At 36.3% G+C, this 23,139-nt stretch carries 19 protein-coding genes; 12 read left to right on the plus strand and 7 right to left on the minus strand.

All coding sequences use genetic code 11. From position 1 onward, the window contains the following. Window positions 1-12: 12 nt before the first annotated feature. From IQ237_RS17690 to IQ237_RS17700, 3 genes are all read right to left on the minus strand, one after another. Window positions 13-936: a DMT family transporter gene (locus tag IQ237_RS17690; RefSeq protein ID WP_194057487.1), complete on the minus strand. Its 924-nt coding sequence runs from the start codon at window positions 934-936 to the stop codon at window positions 13-15. Window positions 937-1,462: 526 nt separating this feature from the next. Further along, entirely contained in the window at window positions 1,463-3,508 is a 2,046-nt protein-coding gene (ligA, locus tag IQ237_RS17695; protein ID WP_194057490.1) for an NAD-dependent DNA ligase LigA, read from the minus strand. A gap of 65 nt (window positions 3,509-3,573) precedes the next feature. Then, window positions 3,574-4,764: an RNA-guided endonuclease TnpB family protein gene (locus IQ237_RS17700; protein WP_194057492.1), complete on the minus strand. Its 1,191-nt coding sequence runs from the start codon at window positions 4,762-4,764 to the stop codon at window positions 3,574-3,576. A gap of 138 nt (window positions 4,765-4,902) precedes the next feature. Between IQ237_RS17700 and IQ237_RS17705 the strand changes: the two genes are divergently transcribed. The 3 genes from IQ237_RS17705 (at window position 4,903) to IQ237_RS17715 (ending at window position 7,960) form a co-directional block, all read left to right on the plus strand. Further along, window positions 4,903-5,895, plus strand: coding sequence for a glycerophosphodiester phosphodiesterase (locus IQ237_RS17705; RefSeq protein WP_194057494.1), 993 nt, complete (start codon window positions 4,903-4,905; stop codon window positions 5,893-5,895). A 73-nt stretch (window positions 5,896-5,968) separates the two neighbouring features. After that, window positions 5,969-7,162: a chromate efflux transporter gene (gene chrA / locus IQ237_RS17710; RefSeq protein ID WP_194057496.1), complete on the plus strand. Its 1,194-nt coding sequence runs from the start codon at window positions 5,969-5,971 to the stop codon at window positions 7,160-7,162. A gap of 60 nt (window positions 7,163-7,222) precedes the next feature. Further along, entirely contained in the window at window positions 7,223-7,960 is a 738-nt protein-coding gene (locus IQ237_RS17715; RefSeq protein WP_194057498.1) for a class I SAM-dependent methyltransferase, read from the plus strand. A 28-nt stretch (window positions 7,961-7,988) separates the two neighbouring features. On the opposite strand, the gene IQ237_RS17720 is transcribed toward IQ237_RS17715, so the two are convergent. Then, complete coding sequence (locus IQ237_RS17720; protein ID WP_194057500.1) at window positions 7,989-9,398, minus strand: MFS transporter; 1,410 nt, start codon at window positions 9,396-9,398, stop codon at window positions 7,989-7,991. Window positions 9,399-9,471: 73 nt separating this feature from the next. Between IQ237_RS17720 and IQ237_RS17725 the strand changes: the two genes are divergently transcribed. Continuing rightward, the gene (locus IQ237_RS17725; RefSeq protein WP_194057502.1) at window positions 9,472-9,993 is read left to right on the plus strand and encodes a phosphoribosyltransferase; all 522 of its coding nucleotides are present in this window, start codon (window positions 9,472-9,474) and stop codon (window positions 9,991-9,993) included. Between the two features lie 121 nt (window positions 9,994-10,114). On the opposite strand, the gene IQ237_RS17730 is transcribed toward IQ237_RS17725, so the two are convergent. Both IQ237_RS17730 and IQ237_RS17735 read right to left on the minus strand, forming a co-directional pair. Then, on the minus strand, window positions 10,115-10,558 hold the full coding sequence (locus tag IQ237_RS17730) for a DUF29 domain-containing protein (RefSeq protein WP_194057504.1): 444 nt from the start codon (window positions 10,556-10,558) through the stop codon (window positions 10,115-10,117). 501 nt (window positions 10,559-11,059) lie between these two features. Then, window positions 11,060-11,977, minus strand: a complete 918-nt coding sequence (locus tag IQ237_RS17735) for an AEC family transporter (protein ID WP_194057506.1) — start codon at window positions 11,975-11,977, stop codon at window positions 11,060-11,062. A 258-nt stretch (window positions 11,978-12,235) separates the two neighbouring features. Between IQ237_RS17735 and IQ237_RS17740 the strand changes: the two genes are divergently transcribed. The 4 genes from IQ237_RS17740 (at window position 12,236) to IQ237_RS17755 (ending at window position 16,636) form a co-directional block, all read left to right on the plus strand. Beyond that, window positions 12,236-13,030, plus strand: a complete 795-nt coding sequence (locus IQ237_RS17740; protein WP_194057508.1) for a D-alanyl-D-alanine carboxypeptidase family protein — start codon at window positions 12,236-12,238, stop codon at window positions 13,028-13,030. Window positions 13,031-13,149: 119 nt separating this feature from the next. Beyond that, window positions 13,150-13,587 carry a DUF29 domain-containing protein gene (locus IQ237_RS17745; protein ID WP_194057510.1) on the plus strand — a complete coding sequence of 146 codons (438 nt, stop codon included), beginning with the start codon at window positions 13,150-13,152 and terminating at the stop codon, window positions 13,585-13,587. Window positions 13,588-13,751: 164 nt separating this feature from the next. Next, window positions 13,752-14,504, plus strand: a complete 753-nt coding sequence (locus IQ237_RS17750; protein ID WP_194057512.1) for an S-layer homology domain-containing protein — start codon at window positions 13,752-13,754, stop codon at window positions 14,502-14,504. 224 nt (window positions 14,505-14,728) lie between these two features. Further along, on the plus strand, window positions 14,729-16,636 hold the full coding sequence (locus IQ237_RS17755) for a WG repeat-containing protein (RefSeq protein ID WP_194057516.1): 1,908 nt from the start codon (window positions 14,729-14,731) through the stop codon (window positions 16,634-16,636). A 114-nt stretch (window positions 16,637-16,750) separates the two neighbouring features. On the opposite strand, the gene mrdA is transcribed toward IQ237_RS17755, so the two are convergent. Next, a complete protein-coding gene (gene mrdA / locus IQ237_RS17760) occupies window positions 16,751-18,562 on the minus strand; it encodes a penicillin-binding protein 2 (RefSeq protein ID WP_194057518.1) in 1,812 nt (603 codons plus the stop codon). A gap of 240 nt (window positions 18,563-18,802) precedes the next feature. Here mrdA and IQ237_RS17765 point away from each other — a divergent pair, with 240 nt between their 5' ends. From IQ237_RS17765 to IQ237_RS26370, 4 genes are all read left to right on the plus strand, one after another. Next, window positions 18,803-19,951 (plus strand): ABC transporter ATP-binding protein, encoded by a 1,149-nt coding sequence (locus IQ237_RS17765; RefSeq protein WP_194057519.1) that lies wholly within the window; start codon window positions 18,803-18,805, stop codon window positions 19,949-19,951. Window positions 19,952-19,966: 15 nt separating this feature from the next. Then, entirely contained in the window at window positions 19,967-21,064 is a 1,098-nt protein-coding gene (locus IQ237_RS17770) for a spermidine/putrescine ABC transporter substrate-binding protein (RefSeq protein ID WP_194057568.1), read from the plus strand. Window positions 21,065-21,204: 140 nt separating this feature from the next. Further along, entirely contained in the window at window positions 21,205-22,125 is a 921-nt protein-coding gene (locus IQ237_RS17775; protein ID WP_194057520.1) for an ABC transporter permease, read from the plus strand. A 432-nt stretch (window positions 22,126-22,557) separates the two neighbouring features. Beyond that, a complete protein-coding gene (locus IQ237_RS26370) occupies window positions 22,558-22,773 on the plus strand; it encodes a lectin-like protein (RefSeq protein ID WP_228020432.1) in 216 nt (71 codons plus the stop codon). The last annotated feature ends 366 nt before the right edge of the window (window positions 22,774-23,139 follow it).

The raw sequence follows: 23,139 nt of genomic DNA on the forward strand, positions 1-23,139 counted from the left end.
TTCCAGTAAATTCTATTTTCCAGACTTACCCAAAGCGATCGCCACTGAACCAGAAACAACTAATAAAGCGCCAATAATTCCTATTAAGGTAATGTTTTCTGGGGGAATAAGCTGGGGAAAAATACCCGCTACCAACTCCACAGCTATTAAAGTGACTATGGGAGCTAAAGCTAAAACTGCACTGACTCTGGAAGCTTCCCAATGTTCTAAAGATTCAGCAAAAGAACCATAGGCAATTAAGGTATTTAAACCACAAAATAATAACATTGATAAATGCAAAATATCGAGAGTAAAAATTTTATTTATTTTCGTAAATGGCGTAAATAATAAAGCACATCCGCCATAAATAATTAGCATAATATGATAAGAAGATAAAGATTGTAATAGTTGCTTTTGTGCCAAGGCATAAATAGCCCAGGAAACAGCACCTAATACAAGTAATCCACTACCTACAAGATATTGTCCTTGGGCTGTAATTAAATTGGTAATTTGAGCTTTAAAAAATAACAAAAACCCTAAAGTTAAGACACTAACACCAAACCATTGCCATAATGTATAACGTTCTCTAAAAATAACTAAACCCCCAAAACCTAATAACACAGTAGATAACTGAATTATCACTTCCGCATTAGCAGCAGTTGTTAATGCTAAACCTTGCATGAAGAGAAGATAATTTCCTCCCAAAAATATTGTCGCTATTGCTAATAATTTTCCCGAACTAGAGCGTAATTGTTCTACTGTTGGCAATTTTTTTTGTACAGATAAATAAATTGCCAGCAATATAAACGACATCAAAAACCGAAACCAAATAACGGTGTAGACATCTAAAACTTGTAGTGTTACCTTTAAGGCAATTGGTAAAATTCCCCATAAAAAAACTGTGAGTAACGATAAACTTAGTCCTAAACGCCAGCGGCCAGAAGTTTGATGTATCATATTAATTTCATGGGATTATTTATCATATATTTTAGGTTTGGGAATGGGGAATAGGAAAAAAGTGATTATGAGTCATTAACCCGTGATGATATCATTTTTTTAAAAGAATACAAGGGGAGCATCCCAAATGTGTAAATTTATTTTTATCTAACGACATAACAATGATCCAAGGGTCTGATATGATTGAACCGCAAAGGGCGCAAAGGACACAAAGATAAGAGAGTTAAGCGAGAGTTTTTGGTGTGGGTGCGTTTATTTTGGCAAAATTGGTATGCTCCCAATACAAGTTAGATCACTAGCAGATTCAGGATTGAAGAATAGATAATTATTTCCTGCCATTGATTATGTGATACGGGTATATTTCAACATGATTCATCATTAGTAATTAATAGTTCATAATTTAAAACATCATTTACAAGGGTTGGATTCCTTGTACTGCTGTCAGAGGACTGGTTTCAAGTAGATTTTAAATCATTATTTGTCACCTAATTATGAATTATTGATTATCAATTATGAAGTTTTCATATTACCCCTTTAACATTTCTAACAACTGTGCCTCATTTAACTGTTTAATTCCTAAAGATTGGGCTTTTTCTAATTTAGATCCTGCATCAGCACCTACAACTAAAAAATCTGTTTTTTTACTCACAGAGTCAGTGACTTTACCACCAGCTTTTTGAATTAATGCTTTTGCTTCATCCCGTTTTAAATTAGGTAAAGTACCTGTAACTACAAAGGTTTTACCTGCAATATTGGGATTAGTTTCATTTGTTGTTTTCGGTGTTTCGGTGTTAGCTAATTGTAACCCAATGGCTTGAAGACGAGAAATTAAAGTTTGATTTGCACTGATGCGAAACCACTGAGAAACTGATTGGGCAATTTCTGCACCGATACCATAAACACCTTCTATATCAGATTGTTTTGCAGCGGCTAATTTTTCCACTGTGGTAAATTTCTCGGTTAATAATTGGGCGTTGACGCTACCTACGTGACGAATACCTAAACCGTATAATACCCTGGACCAAGGTTGATTTTTGGATTGGGCGATCGCACTGATTAATTTTTGCGCTGACTTTTTACCCATCCTTTCTAATGCACATAACTTGTCTTCTGTCAAGTCGTATAAATCGCTAACAGAATAGATTAAACCTTTATCTACCAGTTGATGTACCAGTTTTTCACCCATTCCTTTAATATCTAAAGCATCCCGACTTACCCAATGTTCAATCTCTCCTTTGAGAATGGCAGGACAGGAAGCATTTACACATCTAGTAACAGCTTCACCTGATTCTCGCACCACCGGTTGATCACATACGGGACAATGGGTAGGCATAATAAAAGGTTCGGTATCTGCGGGGCGTAGTTCTTTTATTACCCGTACTACCTCCGGTATAATTTCCCCAGCTTTGCGAACAATGACGGTATCACCAATGCGGATATCTAATTGGGCAATGCGATCGCTATTATGTAATGTAGCACGAGAAACAGTAGTACCTGCTAATTGTACTGGGCGCATTTCCGCTAACGGTGTTAATGCTCCCGTTCTGCCTACATTGACAGTAATATTTTCTACACGGGTAGGGGCTTCTTCCGCTGCATATTTGAGAGCGATCGCCCAGCGGGGAAACTTCTGTGTAAACCCTAGTTGTTCTTGCAGCTTAAAAGCATTCAATTTTACCACCACCCCATCCGTCATATAGGGTGAATTGAGCCGTTCTGTGTCCCAATATTGGTAATATTCCGCAACTTCACTGAGAGAATGACAGAGTTTATGATTAGTATCAACGCGAAAACCTAACTTTTGCAACAATTCCAAAGCTTCCCATTGGGTATTAGCAATACTGGCATCATCCAAACCGGGAATATGCAAAGTATAAGCAAAGAAATCTAATTGACGTTGGGCAACAATACGCGGATCTAACTGTCTCAACGTACCAGCTACAGCATTACGCGGATTAGCAAATAACTGTTCACCTGCTTTTTGCCTTTTCTCATTAATTTGCTTAAACACCTCCAAAGGTAAAAATACCTCTCCCCGTACTTCCACCTTTTCAATTTCTGCCAAACCGTCAAAATTCAAACGCAAGGGAATAGAGCGAATAGTCCGCACATTTTGGGTAATATCTTCACCCATCACCCCATCACCCCTAGTTGCACCTCTTACCAGAATACCATTTTGGTAAGTCAACGCCAAAGCCGCACCATCAATTTTCAATTCTGCTACATAGTCCACTTCTCCCAGGGAATACTGAGAAGGCAAGTGTCGCTGCCAACGTTGATCCCAATTTTGCAACTCTTCAACATTAAAAGCATTTTCCAAACTATACAGAGGTATATTATGCCGTACTGATGTAAAATGAGTTGTTGGTCGTTCACCCACACGCTGAGTAGGACTATCAGGAGTGATTAATTCTGGATATTTCGTTTCTAATTCCTGTAATTCTCGATACAGTCTGTCATAAACCGGATCTTCCATTATTGGTGCATCGAGTACATAGTAAGCATAGCTGGCTTGTTGTAATAAACGTCGCAATTCTTCTACACGTTTAGCTTCAGGGTGGGTTTGGATCATAAAACTCATAGCAAAATATCTAGTAAATAATTAATAATTATCCGATACAAAAAAGCTAACTAATGTTAACAAAAGTCGGCTTTTTCTTCCTGTTTCATCAGTTCGACTACGCTCACTGAACTCCTAGCAGTGTCGGCACTATCTAGTCCACAGGCTAACACGGTCAATCTGACCGCTTCTCTTTTTAAGTTGATAGCAGCGTTTAAATCTCTGTCAATCTCAAAGCCACAGCTATCACATTTAAACACTCTTTGAGATAATGACAGTGATGATTTTTTCTCACCACAATTTGAGCAGGTCTTACTACTGGGATAAAATCTATCCACAATTACTAACTGACTGCCATACAGTTGTGTTTTGTATTCTAGCTGTCTTCTAAATTCATAAAAGCCCATATCTGATATAGCTTTTGATAACTTCCCATTTGCTAACATCCCCGATACATTCAAATCTTCTATGCCTATCACTGCGTGGTTTTTGCTGATATAGGTGGTGATTTTGTGTAATGTATCTTTTCTAATGTTAGCTATTTTTTGGTGTAATCTCGCTATTTTGATTTGTGCTTTCCTATAGTTATTTGAACCAATTTTTTTATGACGGTTCAAATATTGCATTCTTGCTAGTTTCTTCTCATACTTTTTATAGCTTTTTACTCCATCATAGATTTCTCCTGTTGATAGTGTCGCTAGATGATTTATTCCTAAGTCAACTCCTACAAACTCTTGATTTTTGGGTTTTTCGTTGGTTATCACCTCCAGTTTCCAAGAGATAAACCATTTATCAGCCTGTTTGCTGATGGTGACAGATTTAGGTTTATATCCAGTCGGGAGAATTTCATAAGTTTTCAGCCAACCAATGACAGGAACTTTGATTTTTCTATAGTCAATATGAATTGCACCATCTAAGGTAAAAGAATCATGTTTACCTTTTTTCTTAAACTTAGGAAATCCTTTACTTTTTTTAAAGAAGGATTTAAAGGTATCTGACAAATATCTTAATGCGTATTGAGGGGCGCATTTGGATACTTCATAATACCAAGGATGGATAGATTTAATGGCTGCTACTAACCATTTATGTAAATCTATGGCTGTGGGAAATTTGATTTGGTCTTGAGGAGTCAGTTTGTTATGTATGATAACCTGCTGACAAAGTGCTAAACCTTGATTCCAAGCGTGTCTAGCTACTCCTGCGTGTTGCGCTAGTAGTAGTCGTTGTTGCTTGTTGACTTTGAGTTCGGTCTTGAATCCTAGTAGCATACAGTGATTTTACTGTGATTCTGTCATCAAGAGCAGATGAGTGGAAATTTTGGGTAAATGTGAGTATTTGTTATTATTAGTTAGGAAAACAGTAACTAGCTACTATCCCTATTCATTGAAAATAATAAACACTATCTTATGGACAATTTTAGAGATTCCACATTCACAAATCAAGTACCTATTATTATAGCTCATCGTGGTGCAAGTGGATACCGCCCCGAACATACATTAGCAGCATATCAATTAGCAATTGAATTAGGTGCTGATTATATTGAACCAGATTTAGTGATTACCAAAGATGGAGTTTTAATTGCACGTCATGAAAATGAAATATCAGCAACTACAGATATTGCTGAACATCCTGAATTTGCTCATTTGCGAACTACGAAAATCATTGATGGGGAAATTATAACAGGTTGGTTTACCGAAGATTTTACCTTAGCAGAAATCAAAACATTAAGAGCGCAAGAACGCATTCCGCAACTACGTTCTTTTAACACAACATACAATGGAATTTACACAATTCCTACCCTAGAAGAAATCATTGATTTAGCTGAAAAGAAAAGTATAGAAAAAAATCGCAAAATTGGGATTTACCCAGAAACAAAACATCCAACTTACTTTCAATCAATTGATCTAGAATTAGAAACACCCTTATTAACAGCTTTAGAAAAAACTCATGTACCAGTATTTATTCAATCATTTGAAGTTAGTAACCTGAAAACATTAGCCAAAAAAACAAATATACCTTTAGTACAATTAATCAACGACTCAGGTAAACCCTATGATTTTGTTATGAGTGATAATCCCCGCACCTATCAACACATGAGCAAACCAGCAGGATTAAGAAAAATCGCTGAATATGCACAAGCAATAGGAGTCAATAAAAACTTAATAATTCCCAGAGATAGTCAAGGGAAATTAATATCACCCACATCCTTAGTTAACCATGCCCATAAAGAAAATTTATTAGTTCATGCTTGGACATTCCGCAATGAAAATTACTTCTTACCTTTAGATTTTCAAGATAATCCTCAAGAGGAATATAAACTATTTTTTGAATTAGGGATAGATGGAGTATTTAGTGACTTTATAGATACTGCTGTAAATGCACGAGCAGCAATGTTTTAGAAATTTACTTAGTTTTTGCAAATGTTTTTACAAATTAAGTTAAAATACATATTTAGGAGTTGCTATAAACAATATGAATAACTTACCATTAACTCGGTTAAGTGAAGTTGCAAAACTATTTTTTAAACTAGGTGTGATTGGTTTTGGGGGTCCAGTTGCCCATATTGCCATGATAGAAGATGAAGTTGTAAAACGTCGTCAGTGGTTAACACAGGATCATTTTTTAGACTTGTTGGGTGCAACTAATTTAATTCCTGGTCCAAATTCCACGGAAATGGCCATTCACATTGGTTATATTTACGCTGGATGGTTAGGGTTAATTGTTGCGGGTGTTTGTTTTATTTTACCTGCGGTTTTAATTACAGGTTTATTAGCTTGGGTTTATGTTAATTATGGGACTTTACCCGAATTTTCACCCTTACTTTATGGAATAAAACCTGCGGTTTTAGGGATTATCTTTAATGCCCTTTGGAGGTTGGCGAAAAAATCAGTAAAAACCCAAAAATTACTAATAATTGCGGTTGCAGTTGGTTTAATTAATTGGTTGGGTAATATTAATGAAGTTATTGCTTTATTAATAGGTGGAATTTTGGGAATGATTTGGTTACATAAAAGTAATCAAAACAATCATCAAAACAGTAATCAAACTAATTTAATAATTACTGCTTTTACTCTGGCTACAACCTTGCCAAAAATAACTATAACTCCCGTTGTTCCTTTGTGGAAATTGGGTTTATTTTTCCTCAAAGTTGGTAGTGTGTTGTTTGGTGGTGGTTATTTGTTAATAGCATTTTTGCAAGGTGGGTTAGTAGATGAATATCAATGGTTAACACAAAAACAATTATTAGATGCTGTTGCAATTGGTCAATTTACGCCTGGTCCTGTGCTTTCTACTGCTACATTTATCGGATATATAATTTCCGGTTTACCTGGTGCAGTTGTGGCAACGGCGGGAATTTTTCTTCCTTCATTTTTATTTGTTGCTATTTTAAATCCTCTCATTCCTAAATTACGTGCTTCATCTTGGACAAGGGCTTTTTTAGATGCGGTTAATGTTAGTGCTGTAGCTTTGATGGTAGTGACTACCTTAGAATTAGGAATCACAACTTTAACTTTTGAAAAAGTGCCTTATGTGGATTTTTTAGGATTAATTATTTTCTTAATTTCTGCGGTTTTAGCTATTCGTTATCAAATTAATGCTGCATGGTTAGTTTTAGGTGGTGGTTTAATTGGTTGGGGTGTTAAAATTTTAGGATATATCCAATAACAGATGGATAAATTTGCTTTAGTAATTTAACTATAAATATAGTTATTCAGTGATTGAAAAATGGTACAGTATTACGATAGCATAGCCCAAGAATATAAAAAATCCAAAGAGTTGCCGATTCGCCTATATATTGAAACATATACATATTTTAATATGCTTGGTGATTTAACAGAAAAATCAGTTCTTGACTTAGCTTGTGGAGAAGGATGGTATAGTAGACAGTTTAAAGAAAAAGGTGCTTCTCTGGTGGTTGGGGTTGATATTTCTGAAAAAATGGTAGAACTAGCAAGAAAACAAGAAAGCAAACAAAAACTTGATATTCAATATATTGTTGCTGATGTGCTAGAACTAGGAAAAATTGGAGATTTTGATCTAGTTGTTGCTTCTTATTTACTGAATTATGCCCAAACTAAAACACAATTATTAAAAATGTCACAAACCATATTTAATAATCTCAAAATAGGAGGGCGTTTTGTGACATTAAACAATAATAGTGAACAACCTCCAAGTTCTTATCTTAAAACTGAGAAATATGGATTTATTAAAACTATTTCCCAACCTCTGCAACCAGGAACAGCAATCAAGTATACATTTTTTGTAGATGGTCAGGAATTTAGTTTTGATAATTATTACATCAGCCAAGATACACATCAAAAAGTATTTGCAGATGTTGGTTTTAAAAATATTCGTTGGCAAAAACCGCTAGTTTCTGCTGAAGGTATAGCAGAATTTGGGCAAGAATTTTGGCAGGATTTTCTAGAGTGTATCCCTTTAATTGGGATTGAGTGTTGGAAATAGTTAGTAGGTAACATTTACATTTTCACTATTACCCAATTTTATCTCTCCTCTCTTGTAACTTCAACATAATTTCCGCGTGCATTTCACGGGTAATAGGATAGAAAAAAGTCAAAATTAAACCGAAAATTAAACAAATTGTGGGTACTGGTCCAACTATAATTCTAATAGCAGACAATGCGGAATCGGGTTGTATGGGTGTACCTTGTCCGGCTATAGTTTCCCTAAACCCAGAAACTTGTAAAGCATTACCGACTACAAATAAACCAAATGCTAAACCAAATTTTTGTAATAAGACCATAAAACCATAAAATACTCCTTCCCTTCTTTGTCCGGTTTGCAGTTCATCTAATTCTATAACATCGGGAATCATAGACCAAGGAATTAAATAAGCTGTGGAAACTCCACAACCAGCCATAACAGCCATAAAATACATTAAACCTATTTGATTTGATTGGAGAAAAAATAATCCCGCAGCAGCAATGATCCATAAAGTCATACCCAAAAAATAAACGATTTTTTTACCAAATCTTTTACTTAAATAACTCCAAACAAATAACATTAATAAAGCAGTTCCTTGAACAGCAATTAATACTGTAGGAACTTGAGAATCTTTGAGTTTCATACAGTAGATGACAAAATAGGGAATGACTGTAGCTGTAATTTGTACCCCTAACCAAGAAAAAAGATAAATGGCGATAACGAATAAAAAAGGTTTGTTACTGAAAGCAATTTTGATTTGTTCTATAAAAGGAATTTCTGCTGGTTGTTCTAATTGAATACGTTTAGCTTCAAAAGCAAGAATCCGCTTTCTTGTTCCATAGACGCACCAATATAAGGATAACACCGAAATCACAGTACATATTGCTGCTAACACTAAATATTGTTGTTGTGGTTCACGAATTACAGCAAATACAATTTGTGCGAAAATCAATGATAAAATACTGCCACCAATAGAAAACGTAAACCGAAAACTATTTAAACTCGTTCTTTCATCATAATCTTGACTTAATTCCGGTGTCATTGCTGTATAAGGCAAATTCACAATCGTAAAAAAAGCCTGAGACATGATCCCAATTGCCACATAATACCAAAACAATGGCCAAATATTATTACTTTGATTGGGGCTAAACTGTGGTACAATCCATTGTAAGAAAAAGAATAAACCAAAAGGAATTGCACCATAAAACATCCAAGGTAAACGACGACCCCAACGACGGGATTTAGTTTTATCTGTTAATACCCCCACAATCGGATCATTGACAGCATCCCAAATCTTACCAATCATCAAAATACTGCCAGCTAAACCCGCTGGAATACCAGCTACATTAGTAAAAAACAACAGTAAATAAAAGATGGCAATATTAGAAGTAATCGCTGGACCTAAATCTCCAGCACCATAAGCCAATTTAGTCTTCAAATCTAATTTTTCACTGTTCATAATTACTTACACTCATATTAAAATAGTTGGGATTTGCTTACAGTGCTAACTAAAAACTACTTCCCTAAGTCCTATGTCAGACCTTTACGTTTCCTGGTCAGATTATCACCATAAAATTGAACAATTAGCAGTTAAGATTTATCAATCAGGTTGGCAATTTAACCAAATAGTCTGTCTTGCTAGAGGAGGATTACGAGTAGGAGATATTCTCTCACGGATCTATGATCTACCGTTAGCAATTTTATCTACATCATCTTACAACGGTGCGGGTAAACAGGAAAGGGGCGGTTTGATAGTTTCCCCTCATTTAACCATGACTACTGAGCGTTTAGGTTCGCGGATTCTTTTGGTAGATGATTTAGTAGATTCGGGTATAACTCTAAAAGAAACTATTCCTTGGTTAAAAGAATATAGCCTGGTTGCGATTGAAGAAATCCGTACTGCGGTAATTTGGTATAAAGCTTGTTCTGCGATCGCCCCGGATTACTATGCTGATTATTTACCGGATAACCCTTGGATTCATCAACCTTTTGAGATGTATGAACATATAACCCCGGAGGAGTTGGCGGAAAAGCAAAATTTAGCAATTACATAATCAACACAACCGGATTTTAATATGTGCTAAGAAGTCAGGAGTCAGGAGTCAGAATATTTTTCATTTATCACCCTCAAACTCTTGATTTCTCAGGTTTTTGACTTTATTCATCAAGCCCTATTTATAAATAAATTTCATCTAAAATTTGTTCTAAAGTATAAGGACAAGATTCGGGGAAATCTATTTTAAATCTAGTTTTCTGCTTAACATATTTTAAAGCACTTCTATAAATTTTTTCTAATTCACTATTGAGATAATTTTGTAAATTATTGGTTAATAATCTCTCTATTTGGTTACGAAAACCAATAATTTCTGTTTGCCAATGATTACCATTTATTTCATTTTCTTCTGTCCAATAGTGTAATAATAAAAGATGTCTGATTATTTGTTCTAATAAACTAGCAACAGCATTTTTATCTCTTCTACCCAAAGCTTCTAACTCCTCAATTAAATTATTTAAGTCTAAATCTTGAAAGCGTTTTTCTTTGAGTAAAGTAATTGTTTCTTCTAACCATAAATTTTCATCTATTTCATATAAAGCTTGTAAATTTGTGTTAATGTTCATAATTTACCTCTTATTTGATGAATTAGTAACTATTTTGCTCCGGTTTTACATAATTATCTTTATTTTACCAAAATTCATGAATTGTTTATATTAATTTGCAGCCACTTATTTAAGTTTTTCTTTTTTTGTCACCATACAACTTTCCTAGAATGAGGTACAAAATTATCGGGAGCATCCCAATGAAAGAAAAAATAACCACAGCAACACTAAAAAATCTCTTAAACTCTCTTACCTTTGTGTCCTTTGCGCCCTTTGCGGTTCAATCATATTAACCCTTGGAGCATATTATTTCCATAGATAAAAATAAATTTACACATTTGGGATGCTCCCAAATTATCTGCGTTCATCTGCGTTCATCTGCGTTTCAATTTTGTCTGATAGCGAAGCGTGGCGTAGCCATATCAGGATGTCCAGGATTGCCTCCTACGGAGGAGCTACGCTAACAGGATTTACAGGATGTAGTTTACCAATTACCAATTACCAATTACCCATTACCTATCTTCAAAACAACCACAACCAAATCGGCAAAGTAACCAACAATACCATAACGCCCACTGCTAAAGTAGTCACAGCCAAATCACGATCTAAATCAAAGGTTTCCGCTAATACCACGGTAGCAAAAGCCGGAGGCATGGCCATTTGCAAAACTACTACCTGTGCTGCTTCTCCAGTTACACCAAAAAACCGTAAACTACTACCCAAAACCAAAGGTACTAATAGCATTTTGATAAAAATACTGATTGTTGCTGGTTTGAGTTTGTACCAAGAATCAAGCCGCGCCAACCTCATCCCAATTAAAATCAAGGATAGTGCTAAAGCTAACCAAGCTAATGTATTTAAGCTAAATTCTATCAGTGGCGGAATACTAACTTGGCGAAATAATAACCCAAAACCAAAACTCCACAGGGCAGGATTGATTAATATGGCTTTAGTCATTTGTTGATGATTTTGGGCGTTGTTGCTAAAACGGGCTGCTAGTAACACACCTAAACCATAAGCACCAAATAGAGTCCCTAATAAGTCGTAAAATAAAGCCCAGGCAAAGTATTCTTTGCCGACCATTGCTAAAGTGATAGGAAAGCCCAGATAACCTGTGTTACCTACCATTGAGGCTAGAATTAAACTACCTTGGGTTGACGCTGGGGGGTGAGAATTTGTCAAATAGGCTTGACCTTTGATCACCAACCAGGCTAAAAATGCTCCTAGTAAAATGGCCAAATAGGCGATCGCAGGAGCAATCCAAATCTGTCCTGATAAGTCGGTTTGCCGTAAAAAAGCAACAATACTGATCGGTACTCCTACCCAAAACAGAAATTGACCTAAACGAGTAGGAAATATGGCAGGTAATTTGCGTCCCAGGATAACTCCCACTAGGACTAATCCTACCAATTTGACGTATAGTTCTAAGAGATTTATCAAGATTTTGCAGAAAAATAGATATGTAAAATAATACTTATTATGTTGATTTTTTTAGTAAGACTTTGTGATTAAATATCAGCACTCAGCTAACAGCCCTTAGCAGTCAGCTATCAGCTTGGAAATCCTTTTGGTGTCAGGCTTTGTGATGTAAATTTGTACCTCATTTACGTCGAAACTGCTGTATTTACCAATCTAAAATCCAAAATCTAAAATCCAAAATCTAAAATCCAAAATCTCATATTAAACAGGAGTAGACTCTTGAAAAACGCTGGATTTCCAGGAAAACCCCAAAACTCATCACCATCACCTGGTGATGATATTCCAGCAGCTTTGCGCGATACTCCTGATAGTGAATCTCAGATGCGCGTACAACCGCTAGTTTTAGTGATTGGGGGAATAGTCGGATTTGTGGTGATGGCTGTAGGTAGTGGTTTTTTATTTTTTATTACAGCACCTAAAAATAATGCTGATTCTCAATCAACACCTGTTGTTTCTACACCTACACCAATAAAAACTCCAGCAGCTAACAATGATGTAGTGTTGGGACATTTGGCTTATCCTGAAGCACCAGAGTCAGAATTGTTACCAATTACAGCCGATGGACGGATTAGATTGCGACAAGCGGCCGCCCAAAGATTTCAAGCTATGACGCAAGCAGCACGCCGCGAGGGTGTAATTTTAGTACCTATTTCTGGTTTTCGTTCCGTGAAAGAACAGGAACAGTTATTTTTTACTATTGGCGCTCAACGTAATCAAACCCCCGCCGAAAGAGCAGCACTGAGCGCCCCTCCTGGTCATAGTGAACATCATACAGGCTATGCTGTAGATATAGGAGATGGAGCAGTACCAGCAACAAATTTACAAACTACTTTTGAAAATACCAAAGCCTATCAATGGTTAGCAGCTAACGCTGCTCGTTTTGGTTTTGAGTTGTCCTTTCCTCAAGATAATTCTCAAGGTGTGAGTTATGAACCTTGGCATTGGAGGTTTGTAGGCGATCGCCATAGTTTAGAAACTTTCTACAAAGCCAGAGATGTCAAACCAGTGCAGTAGGCAGGAGTTAGCAAGCAGGGGAAGCAGGGGAAGAAACGGGAGTGAATAACCCACCCAGTCACCAATCACCAGTCACTTGCTATAAATAGTATGTGATGGTTATTGCTAGGTTTTTATTTATGAATAATTCACTTTATGAACAGGATTTTGTTCTTTGGACAGAACAACAAGCAAAAACTATTCAAAATCAGGCTTTAGATGCCATTGACTGGGTGCATATTCAAGAGGAGATATCGGCCTTGGGGCGTAGTGAAAAACAAGCATTACAAAATCGCTTAGAAGTTTTACTAGAACATTTATTAAAACGGTGTTATGTAAATAGTGTTTATGATAATCGTGGTTGGGAATTAACCATTAAGGAACAGAGAAAGCAAATTCGACGTTTAGTAAAAGTCTCACCCAGTTTAAAAAACTATTTTACAGAAATTTTTTTAGAAACATGGGAAGATGCTTTATCAGATGTTCAAGATATCTATCCCAGTATTGCCTTTCCTGAAAACTGTCCTTTTGCCGAAGATATAGATAGTTTATTAACTGATGCTTTTTGGGAAAAATAAAATAAACTAATACCCAGATCCCTGACATCTGAGATCAATTCCTAAATTATTAATCCTAAATTATTAACACGATAATAAAAGAAGTCGGGGATCTTATCCTGTCACCTGTCACCTGTCACCTGTCACCTGTCACCTGTCACCTGTCACCTGTCACCTATTTCCTTATGTTCACAGATATAGAAAACCACTGGGCAAAAGCATCTATTCTGACTGCTGCGTCAAAAAATATCCTCAAAGGTTATCCAGATGGCACATTTCGCCCCGATGCACCTGTTACCCGTGCGGAATTTGCAGCCATTGTGTATACAGGTTTACCCAAAAATTCCTCATCTCGCCCAGCAATTAAATTTACAGATGTACCTGTTAATCATTGGGCGGTAAATGCGATCGCCTCAGCATATCAAACAGGTTATCTTTCAGGATATCCCAATCGTACCTTTAAACCTAATCAACCAATTCCCCGTGTACAAGCTTTAACAGCTTTAGTTTCCGGGTTAGGTTATCAAGTCACAGGAGATGCGATCGCCACCTTAAAAAAATATTACAATGATTTTGGACAAATTCCTAGTTATGCCATGAATGCGATCGCTGCTGCCACACAAAAACGCATCGTTGTTAACTACCCAGACATCCAACGTTTACAACCCAACATCAACGCCACCAGAGGCGAAATAGCAGCCTTTATTTGTCAAGTATTAGAAATTTCTACTGTACCTTACAAATATATTCCCGGTTTAGAATTATTTGTGATTCCCCCACAATTTGATACCGCCGATCCTTTTGTGGCAGAATTAGCAAGAGTACAGAAAGATAATCAATGGGGTTATATCGACAAAACCGGAAAATTTATCATTCCTCCAACACTAAAAGAAGCAAATACTTTTTCTGAAGGATTAGCATTATTTAGGAATCAGTAATTAGCTATCAGCTTTCAGCTTTCAGGTTGAAAATTATTGTTAGACGTTGAACATTTAACTTGCATACTATCTCAAATTAAAACTCTTGTGGGGTGGGCATCCTGCTCGCCCTGTTTATGCAAATTAAAGGTTTATCAACTTAGTAAATATATCTTGGAAAATCCAAAATCTCAAATTTTCCTCTCCTGACTCCTGACTCCTTATTTAAAACCTAAAATTGAACTATGGAAATTCGCGGTATTTGGATCACGGTTACAGACAGTAATGTATTAGACAAAAGAGAAAATATCCAAAAAGCAATGGAATTTCTCGCCAAAACAGGATTTAACGTTGTTTTTCCCGTTGTTTGGAATAACGGTTTAACCATCTATCGTAGTCAAGTAATGAAAAAACTAATAAACATAGAAATCAATCCTCGCTTTGACGGTGAAGATAAAAAGCGAGATCCTTTACAAGAAATAATTGAAGAAGCCAAAAAAGTTGACATTGCGGTTATTCCTTGGTTTGAATACGGTTTTATGAGTTCTCATGTAGCCAAGAGATCCAAATTTAACATTATTGCAAACGAAAAAGATTGGGTTGCTCGTGATATATTTAACAATGAGCTAGTTAAAAATGAATTTTGCTGGTTAAATTCCCTAGATATTCAAGTTCAAGAATTTATATTAAGTTTATTTTTAGAAGTTATCAAAAAATATGATATTGCTGGGATTCAAGGAGATGATCACTTCATTGCTTTACCCAGTGAAGGCGGTTATGATGCTAAAACTCTTGCACGTTATCAACAAGAATTTCAGCCTCAACCTCCAAACAACTTTAAAGATCCTGATTGGTTAAAATGGAGAGCAGATATTTTATCCCATTTTTTCAATCGTTTTCACAGAGAAATAATTAAAGTAAATCCCGATTTAATCATTTCCATGTCTCCAAGTGTTTTCCGTTGGGGTTATGAAAACTATTTACAAGATTCAGTCACCTGGGTTAACTGGCGATTAGTAGATTTAATTCATCCCCAAGTTTATAGAGAAGATATTAAAGCTTATCAATCGGAAATTACCCGAATTTCTCAATCACAATTTACCCAAGAACAACTATCACAACTAATTCCAGGTATTACTATTTATAGAAAAAAACCATATTATATGGTTAAACCAGAAGAATTAATTACAGTCATAGAAACTAACAGACAACTTGGTATTCAAGGGGAAATTTTATTTTTCTACGAAGGTTTAAAGCAAAATGATGAGCTTTTAGCTAAAACACTGCAATCTACTGTTTATTCTCAAGCGCCAGGAAAATTTGACATCAAAGAAATTAAAAGTAAAAATAGCATTTTTACCCAACAAAGACTAAATCCCTATAACTACATCAATCTATCTACTAATAAAGAAATTGATCCAGATCCCCAGTTCTCATTAAATTTATTTGATAAAATTGAGGCTTTTTCTCAAGGTATTGCCGCAGTCAGAATTGGTGAACAATGGGGTTACATTAATAAACAAGGTAAGTTGATAGGGCGCATTGAATATGATAGTGCTGCACCATTTTCCGAAGGATCAGCAGTAGTCAAACTTAAAGATAAATACGGTTTTATTGATATGAATGGCAACCGTATTACAGATATCAAATTTGATGACGCAAGATCCTTTTCTGAAAACATGGCAGCCGTCAAAGTGGGGAATTTTTGGGGATATGTAGCCAAAACAATTGATCAAAAAGGACAATTTACAATTCCTGCAAAATTTGTAGAAGCCAAATCATTTTCTCACAATCTAGCAGCAGTCAAAATACCAGAAACGAATAAATGGGGATATATTGATAATAGTAATAGAACTATCATTTCCTTTAATTTTGATGATGCCGATAGTTTTGCAAATGGTGTAGCCGCAGTGAAAGTTAGTAATCAATGGGGATATATTAATCAAACTGGTTACTTTGTGATCCAGCCACAATTTGAAGAAGTGGGTATTTTTGCAGAAGGATTAGCACCTGCAAAAATTAACGGTAAATGGGGATATATTAATAAATTGGCTGAGTTTATAATTTACCCAGAATTTGATTTTGCAAAACCTTTTTCTCAGGGTTTAGCATTAGTGAATGTGGGTAGTAAATGGGGATATATTAGTAGGTGACTGGGGAAAAAATTTTAGATTTTAGATTTTAGATTTTAGATTCGAGTTAATGAAATACAATCCAAAATCCAAAATCCAAAATCCAAAATTGAATCACCAATTACCAATTACCTATTACCTATTACCTTTTTTATACTTCCCTGGATACTTGCGGGCAAAATAATCCTCCATAATTTCTAAAATCATTGGTGCAGCAACACTACCACCACCACCACCAGAATGTTCTCCAAAAGCGACAATTAAAATTTCTGGTTTATCAGCAGGTGCATAAGCACCAAACCAAGCATGATTTTGTTTGATTCCACGACGATTCCAAGCTTCTGCTGTACCACTTTTACCGGCTACTGGGGGAAGAGTTGGTTGATTCAAAACTTTACCCGTACCCTCAGATACAACTTTTCGCAATCCCTCACGAAGAACTTTAATAGTTACTGGTTTCATATTCAGAGATTCGCGCCATTTTTTTGCGTCTCCATCGTCTTTAAGCAGATGTGGCTGGACTCGATAACCACCATTAGCCGGTACAGCAAACATTACAGCCACTTGTAGAGGTGTAGTCAATAAAGCACCTTGTCCAATAGTCATATTAATAGTGTCGCCTATAGTCCAAGGCATTTTCCAGGCTTTGCGCTTCCATTTGTCATCAGGAACTAAACCTTTTGCTTCTTCTGTGACAAAATCAAAACCAGTTTTTTCACCAAAGCCATATTTACGAGTCCATTCAATCAAAGTAGGACCACCGATACCTTTACCAATTTGATAAAAGAAAGTATCACTACTCCATTGCATTGCGCCTACAAAACCTAATGGACCAAATCCCGCATGATTCCATTCACCAAATCTTGTGCCACCGATAACCAAATAAGGATAGGTTGGTAGAATCACATTAGGAGAAAATTTACCTGATTCTATACCTGCTGTGTTGGTGACAATTTTAAAGGTACTAGCCGGGGGAAAAGCACTTAAAGCCCGATTAACCAGAGGATATCCTTCACCTTGCACACTTTCCCAATCTTTTTGAGAGAGTTTTTGTTTAGAAAAAATATTCGGGTCAAAAGTCGGATGGGATACCATCGCTAAAACTTCACCGTTGTTAGGGTTAAGTGCCACGATTGACCCGTTGCGTTTACCTAAAGCTTTTTCTGCGGCTTTTTGGATGTCTAAATCTATAGTTAACTGTAAATCATTACCAGATTTTGCTTGTTTTTCTCCCAATACTCGCAGTGGTCTACCAGCACCATCTACTTCTACCTGTTGACCGCCCCATTCACCTCTAAGGGTTTTTTCATAGGCTTTTTCTACACCCATTTGTCCGATGACATCACCGAGACGATAACCTTCTGACCTTTTCTTTTTTAACTGTTCTGCTGTGAGTTCGCGGGTATAGCCAAGTATATGGGCTAATTGTCTACCATCAGGATAATAACGTACTGCTTCCGTATTTATTTCCACATTTGGTAGCTCGTTTTCATATTCCTTTAAGGCTGTGACTTGGGCTTCATTTAAGTCACGAGCAATACGAATCAAAGAAGAAGAATTAGCTCCAGCTTTTTCTAGTTTCTCTTCCATTTCCTCTTGCGGAATATCGAGGATTTGGGACAGACGCGGACCGACAACTGACCAGGAGGGCTTGGTATGTGCCATTGGCCACAAATGAACAGAGTGCGGATAACGAGTAGTAGCTAACAGTTTGCCATTACGGTCAAAAATGTTGCCTCTTTCCGGTTGTTTAGGAATCATGCGAATCCGGTTAGACTCTGCCCTTTGCCGGAGTTTTGGACCTTCAATGATTTGTAAATAAGCTAAACGAGCGCCTATTCCCGATATCATCAGCAAAGTGAATAGTATTAAAAATAGTGACTGGAAACCACGCCCAACTGTGCGGGTATTTTTTTGATAACTCAGTAGTGGTGGTAATATAGCCATAAGATTAATAAGAAAGTATGAAATTTATATTATCTGTAAACAATGGTTTATAAAACCTATCCGGCATCGAGTTCAAAACAATGGCAAATATTGGGTTTATATTTTTAAGCACTATATTTACTATATTTTTAACAAGGGTGTTGTTGCCAGATACAATAAATAAAAGTGTGATTTGTAGTCTATTTCATAGCCTACATAGCTAACCAGGTTTCACAAAATCAAGGCATTCTACTGAAGACTATGGCTCAAACTGTGATGCAAACTCAGAGGGGTGTAACTAATTTTCAGCCACTGGATGTTGAACTGCGGAACGTCTTCAAGTTTTTCAACCAAGACCCAGCAGTACATGGCGTGGACTTGGATGTGAGACAGGGAGAGTTCTTTAGTATTTTAGGACCTTCTGGTTGTGGTAAGACAACTATCTTACGGTTAATTGCTGGCTTTGAAAGAGTGGATGCAGGCAAGTTGTTGATTCAAGGCAAGTCCATGACTCATGTACCTCCTTACCAAAGACCTGTGAATACTGTATTTCAAAGCTATGCTCTGTTTAATCACTTGAATGTGTGGGAAAACATTGCTTTTGGACTGCGGTTAAAAAAATTATCTCCATCAGAAATTAATAGCAGGGTAACGGACGCTTTAAAACTGGTGAAAATGGAAAGTTTGCGATCGCGCTTTCCTTCTCAGCTTTCTGGTGGTCAGCAACAACGAGTTGCTTTAGCTAGAGCGTTGGTTAACCGTCCCGCTGTTTTACTCTTAGATGAACCTTTGGGAGCTTTAGATTTAAAACTGCGGAAGGAAATGCAGGTGGAGTTATGCAACATCCATAAAGAGTTAGGATTGACTTTTATTATGGTGACTCACGATCAGCAGGAAGCACTCAGTTTATCTGATCGAATTGCAGTGATGAATCAGGGCAAAATTGAACAAGTTGGTACTCCTAGCGCCATTTACGAACGTCCGCAAACTGCTTTTGTTGCAGATTTTATTGGTGATACCAATTTATTTAGCGGCGAAATTACTACCATTGATGCCAAGTATGTTAAGGTTTTGACTAAAACCGGATTTTCTATTGTTGCTGCTCGTACAAAAGATACACCCTGGGAATTATTACAGGCGGTAGTTTTAAGTGTGCGTCCTGAGAAAATTCAGATTTCTCTTTATCATCCCAATCTACCCACAAATTGCTTTGAAGGTCGGTTAGTGAATGTGATGTATTTGGGTACTCATGTTAATTATGTGGTGCAATTAGCCAATGGCATTAATGTTAATGTTTTACAACCTAATACCTTTGGTAGTTTACCAGACCGGAATACACCTATTTACATTTGGTGGGCAGAAACTGACTGTTTAGCTATTAGTCAAACATCAAAGGTGAATCAACAATAAACCATGATGATGAAAATAACCAGGAGAAGGGAATTTATCAAAAAAATGGTGTTGCTTTCTAGCTTGTCTTTAAGTAGTTGTGGCTGGAGATTAGCTAATGTCAGCGCCAATAATTATACTGGTTCAGTTTCTGGGAAAAGTAAAAGTGATGAATTGTATCTATATACATGGAGTCAATATACTGATCAAGAATTACTATCTATCTTTACTACCCAAACTGGCATCAAAGTTTTGGCAGATGTGTTTGATTCTAACGATGTGATGCTGGCTAAATTCCAAACTGGAGGAGGTGCTAGTTATAGCGTTATCTATCCATCTGATTATATGGTACAGAAGATGGTAGAAAAAAAATTATTAGCAGAAATTAATCACGAGCGTTTAATAGGGTTAGAAAATTTATTTCCTCAATTTCAGAATCCTACTTATGACCCGAATAACCGTTATAGTTTACCTTTTAATTGGGGAACAACGGGATTCATCTATAACTCGGAAAAGCTGAAAACTCCCCCTGAAGATTGGGAGTATCTTTGGCAAAATCAACAGCAACTTTATAAGCGAATGACTTTATTAAATGATGTGCGGGAGGTGATAGGAGCAACATTAAAAATGCTCGGTTATTCTTATAATTCGCAAAATGCCACAGAAATTCACGCAGCTTATGAAAAATTGCGGTCATTAAAACCAGCGATCGCTGCTTTTGATACTGATGCTTGGCAAAACCAAATTCTGGCAGGAGATTTATTATTAGCTATGTGTTATTCTGCCGATGGCGTGAAGATATCCAAGGAAAATCCTAAACTTAAATATGTAATTCCTCGCAGTGGTTCTTCTCTCTGGACAGATACTATTGTTATTCCCAAAACAGCGCCTAATATTCCTGGTGCTTATAGTTGGATTAACTTCCTCCTACAACCAGATGTAGCTGCCAAAGTTAGCCAAAGATTGAAAATTGCTACTCCTAATCGCGCCGGTTTTGAACAATTACCAAAAGAACTTCAAAATAATACTAGCTTATTTCCTCCAGAATCAATTTTAAACAAATGTGAACGCCTCACTCCTGTAGGTGATTTTGAAGCAGTTTATGAGCGATATTGGACTCAATTACTGGCGTAAGCTACCTAAAATAATGGCTGTTAATTGATTTGTTCCAATTACCAATTACCAATTACCAATTACCAATTACCAATTACCAGCCCAAACAGATAAGATAGAAATAAGATAGAAAATTTAAGATCGCAAATTGGTATCAGGCTGTGTCTATTCAACTTCCTAAATCTCCCGTAGCATCCCCTAGCAATATTGCTAAAAAACCACCACAATTATATCGTCATTTTGTCCAATGGTTGCCTCCTTTATCCTTACTTGCACCATCAGGGATTTGGTTATTACTGTTGTTATTGCTGCCAACATTTATAATTTTGCAATTGAGTTTAGTTAAGGATATCAGACCAGGTGATCTTGTCAATCCTAATGGTATTGATAACTATATTCGTATTTTAGAACCGCTTTATTTACGAGTCATTTTCAATTCCCTGTTTTTGGCAATTAATACGACAATTATTTGTTTAATTGTGGGTTTTCCGGTGGCTTATTGGATTGCCCAAATGTCACCAAAACGGTGGCGAACTTTATTATTATTAGGCTTTGTTTTGCCTTTATGGACTTCTTCTTTACTACGTTCTTATGCTTGGATTACTATTCTCCGTCCTACTGGATTATTAAATAGTTTACTTACCAGTATAGGTTTACCAGCTTTGGAATTGTTGAACCGAACTCCAGCAGTTTTAATTGGCATGAGTTACAGTTTATTACCCTATATGGTTTTAGTATTGTATGCTTCTTTAGAAAAATTAGATCGACGTTTATTAGAAGCTGCTGCTGATTTGGGTGCAAACCCAGTACAAACTTTTTTGAAAGTGACAGTACCCCAAGTTTTTCCCGGTATTGCTGCTGGTTCTTTGTTGGTATTTATTACAGCATTGGGAGATTTTATTGATCCAGAATTATTGGGTGGTGCTTCCAGTATGACTGCTGCAAGGTTGGTTTATAATCAGTTTCTCGGTGCTACTCAAAATTGGGGTTTTGGGTCTGCTTTGAGTATGACTTTGATTTTGGTTGTCAGTATGGCGATCGCACTGGTGATTAAATTTGGTGAGGTGACACCACAGAAATAATATTAAAACTTTCAGTAGATTTGTCTTTAGCGGAGTGAAAAAGTAGCTATTGTTACTAAAATCATAAAATCGTAACATAAGCTGTTATGCATTTAATTTGTATAAGTGGAACAGGCATCTTGCCTGTTAAACAAGAGTTCAGAACATTAGGATTATACAATTTAGCTGTGTAACAGCTTAAATAGGACTTACGCAAGATGTGACTGAAAACCTTATTCTTGCGTAGGGGTAATTCATGAATTACCCCCACTTTCGTTCCCTTTTGCGTAAGTCCTGATAAATACAAAGCTAAAGACAACCATAGATTTTATTCAATGCAAACAATAGAAATAAATTATGTATAGTTTTATTTTACATTGATTTGGAATATGCCTTTTAATGAGAAGGTAATACTACTATCAGCGCAATTCTATAGCAACTTCACAGTAGTAATTGGAACAAAGCCTGCATATATATCTTCTAAGTAATTATGGTAATTGGGAAAATGCTCAACAACAGGCGCAAAATTTAGGAGGCAACCTTGTTACCATTAATGATGCAGATGAACAACAATGGTTAGTTAACACTTTTGGTAATCAGCCTTTCTGGATTGGTTTAACTGATAAACAAGAAGAAGGAACATCAGTGGATCAGTGGAGAATCTGTTGATTATACAAATTGGAGTCCTGGAGAACCTAATAATTATGGCAGTGGTGAAGATTATTCCCTAATAGACATCTCCGAAAAAGAATGTAGAGACGTTGCATACAACGTCTCTAAAAGGGTTCTGGAAACCGCATATTTAATTTCTGGAGATGTCTACTAATTATAAAGGTCTTGCTAATATATTTGCGATCGCTCTCTATCTTCACTTCATCCCCTGCTTATTACCACTTTTAGTTAAATCTGTCAACCGTATAAATCTACTCTTTGTTTCATCCCCCCATTTTCAGGATCTGTAGCTACTCTTGATGCTGCTGGTATCATTGAGCTAAACTAGATTTTAGAGATGTTTCATGAAATGTCTCTACATCA

This window comes from Sphaerospermopsis sp. LEGE 08334, assembly GCF_015207205.1.
Classification (GTDB): domain Bacteria; phylum Cyanobacteriota; class Cyanobacteriia; order Cyanobacteriales; family Nostocaceae; genus Sphaerospermopsis.

Bases quoted from the DNA above. Each gene is read 5' to 3' on its own strand.
- IQ237_RS17705 (WP_194057494.1), top strand. From the start codon at position 4,903: ATGGACAATTTTAGAGATTCCACATTCACAAATCAAGTACCTATTATT.
- ligA (WP_194057490.1), bottom strand. From the start codon at position 3,508: ATGATCCAAACCCACCCTGAAGCTAAACGTGTAGAAGAATTGCGACGT.
- IQ237_RS17745 (WP_194057510.1), top strand. From the start codon at position 13,150: ATGAATAATTCACTTTATGAACAGGATTTTGTTCTTTGGACAGAACAA.
- IQ237_RS17715 (WP_194057498.1), top strand. From the start codon at position 7,223: ATGGTACAGTATTACGATAGCATAGCCCAAGAATATAAAAAATCCAAA.
- chrA (WP_194057496.1), top strand. From the start codon at position 5,969: ATGAATAACTTACCATTAACTCGGTTAAGTGAAGTTGCAAAACTATTT.
- IQ237_RS17765 (WP_194057519.1), top strand. From the start codon at position 18,803: ATGGCTCAAACTGTGATGCAAACTCAGAGGGGTGTAACTAATTTTCAG.
- IQ237_RS17700 (WP_194057492.1), bottom strand. From the start codon at position 4,764: ATGCTACTAGGATTCAAGACCGAACTCAAAGTCAACAAGCAACAACGA.
- IQ237_RS17720 (WP_194057500.1), bottom strand. From the start codon at position 9,398: ATGAACAGTGAAAAATTAGATTTGAAGACTAAATTGGCTTATGGTGCT.
- IQ237_RS17755 (WP_194057516.1), top strand. From the start codon at position 14,729: ATGGAAATTCGCGGTATTTGGATCACGGTTACAGACAGTAATGTATTA.
- IQ237_RS17730 (WP_194057504.1), bottom strand. From the start codon at position 10,558: ATGAACATTAACACAAATTTACAAGCTTTATATGAAATAGATGAAAAT.
- IQ237_RS17725 (WP_194057502.1), top strand. From the start codon at position 9,472: ATGTCAGACCTTTACGTTTCCTGGTCAGATTATCACCATAAAATTGAA.
- IQ237_RS17750 (WP_194057512.1), top strand. From the start codon at position 13,752: ATGTTCACAGATATAGAAAACCACTGGGCAAAAGCATCTATTCTGACT.
- IQ237_RS17690 (WP_194057487.1), bottom strand. From the start codon at position 936: ATGATACATCAAACTTCTGGCCGCTGGCGTTTAGGACTAAGTTTATCG.
- mrdA (WP_194057518.1), bottom strand. From the start codon at position 18,562: ATGGCTATATTACCACCACTACTGAGTTATCAAAAAAATACCCGCACA.